The organism is Salinivibrio sp. MA427, assembly GCF_001996115.1.
GTDB lineage: Bacteria > Pseudomonadota > Gammaproteobacteria > Enterobacterales > Vibrionaceae > Salinivibrio > Salinivibrio costicola.
Window position 1 is genome coordinate 1 of record NZ_MUFH01000337.1, and the last position, 2421, is coordinate 2421.

The following is a 2421-nucleotide window of genomic DNA, read 5'->3' on the forward strand; positions in this document are numbered from 1 at the left end:
ATTTCTTCACCGCGCAAGCTGATTATCTAACCACGCCAAGTTTGGATGAGCGCGAGCAAGAAGTCTTGGTACGGACGGCGATCAGCCAGTTTGAAGGCTTTATTAAGCTCAATAAAAAGATTCCGCCGGAAGTACTGACGTCGCTAAATGGGATTGAAGAGGCGGCCCGTCTCGCTGATACCATTGCGGCCCATATGCCGCTTAAGCTTGAAGATAAGCAACAAGTTCTTGAGCTTGTTGATATTTCCGAGCGTCTAGAATATCTGATGACGATGATGGAATCTGAGATTGACTTGCTGCAAGTCGAAAAGCGGATCCGTGGTCGCGTCAAAAAACAGATGGAAAAAAGCCAGCGCGAGTATTATCTCAACGAGCAAATGAAGGCCATCCAGAAAGAACTGGGTGAGCTAGACGATGCGCCGGATGAGTTTGAAACGCTGAAGCAGAAAATCGAAGAATCAAAAATGCCGCAGGAAGCACGGGAAAAAACCGAGCAAGAACTGCAAAAGCTTAAAATGATGTCGCCGATGTCTGCCGAAGCCACAGTGGTGCGCAGTTATATTGACTGGATGATCAGCGTACCTTGGGCGAAACGCTCGAAAGTGAAGAAAGATTTAGCGCGCGCTGAAGAAGTATTGAATGCCGATCATTACGGCCTTGAGCGTGTCAAAGACCGGATTTTGGAGTATCTTGCGGTTCAAAATCGGATGAAAAAACTAAAAGGTCCGATTCTTTGTTTAGTCGGTCCTCCGGGGGTCGGTAAAACGTCTTTGGGGCAATCTATCGCTCGGGCGACGGGACGTAAATATACCCGTATGGCACTGGGCGGGGTTCGCGATGAAGCGGAAATCCGAGGTCACCGTCGTACCTACATCGGTTCGTTGCCCGGTAAATTGATCCAGAAAATGTCAAAAGTTGGCGTGCGTAACCCACTATTTCTGTTGGATGAGATCGATAAAGTCTCCTCTGACATGCGTGGCGATCCTTCCTCTGCGTTGTTAGAAGTGTTGGATCCCGAACAAAATAACGCCTTCAACGATCATTACTTAGAAGTGGACTATGACCTTTCTGATGTAATGTTTGTAGCAACATCGAACTCGATGAATATCCCTGGCCCATTGTTGGATCGGATGGAAGTGATTCGTCTATCGGGTTACACCGAAGATGAAAAATTGAATATTGCCAAGCGTCATTTAGTGGATAAACAAGTTTCACGGAATGGTTTGAAGCCGCACGAGATCACTATCGAAGACTCGGCGATTATCGGCATTATTCGTTACTACACTCGTGAAGCGGGCGTGCGTAATCTAGAGCGTGAAATTTCTAAGCTGTGCCGTAAAACGGTTAAAGAAATTTTGCTCGATAAAGACCTAACGCAAGTCACGGTAACCAATGACAATCTATCCGACTATTTGGGTGTGCGTCGCTTCGATTATGGTAAAGCCGATGAGCAAAATCGTATCGGTCAAGTTACCGGTCTCGCTTGGACCGAAGTGGGCGGTGATCTGTTAACGATTGAAACCGAGTCCATGCCTGGTAAAGGTAAACTGACACATACCGGCTYATTGGGTGATGTGATGCAAGAATCGGTGCAAGCGGCCATGACAGTGGTGCGTAGCCGAGCCGATAAGTTGGGGATTAATAGCGACTTCTATGAAAAGCGTGACATCCATGTGCACGTTCCAGAAGGTGCGACACCGAAAGACGGCCCCAGCGCGGGCATCGCGATGTGTACAGCTTTGGTCTCAAGCCTCACGGGTAACTCAGTGCGCTCCGACGTAGCGATGACTGGCGAAATCACGCTGCGCGGCGAAGTGCTTCCGATTGGTGGATTGAAAGAGAAGCTGCTAGCGGCACGGCGCGGTGGGATCAAAACGGTGGTGATTCCAAAAGAAAATGAGCGTGACTTGGAAGACATTCCAGCCAATGTGAAAGAAGAATTATCGATTCATCCAGTACGATGGATTGATGACGTGTTAACCATCGCATTAGTGAATAATCCGCTTGGGATTGAGCTGGTTGACGCTGAAAAGAGTGACATGCAGCAAAATTAAGCAACGTAAAACGCTGACAGACCGCAAAAGGCTTGTCAGCGTTTTTTTTGCTCGCTAACGTTGCTCTGGCGTACTGTCTGCATGGGGCAGGCAGTTGCTTACAACGTCTTGCGTCGACAAAGCGTCTGTTATTGAAACCGCAATGCGCATAGGATTTGCGGAGAAGTTATTTAAGGGGATGAAAAAGTGAATAAGTCGGAACTGATTTGATCATATTGCAGAGAGTGCTGATATTTCTAAAGCCTCGGCGGGGCGAGCACTGGATGCGTTCGTAGACTCTGTCTCTGACACACTCAAGTCAGGTGATCAAGTCGCACTCGTCGGTTTTGGTACCTTCTCAGTGCGCGAACGTGCCGCACGTAAGGGA

The 2421-nt window shown here is 48.3% G+C and carries 1 protein-coding gene and 1 pseudogene; both read left to right on the forward strand.

The features are described 5' to 3' along the window. A partial coding sequence (lon, locus tag BZG79_RS14170) for an endopeptidase La (RefSeq protein ID WP_077774721.1) occupies positions 1 to 2054 on the forward strand: 2054 nt, incomplete at its 5' end. A gap of 186 nt (positions 2055 to 2240) precedes the next feature. After that, positions 2241 to 2421 (forward strand): annotated as a pseudogene (locus BZG79_RS14175) (HU family DNA-binding protein); the annotation flags it as partial.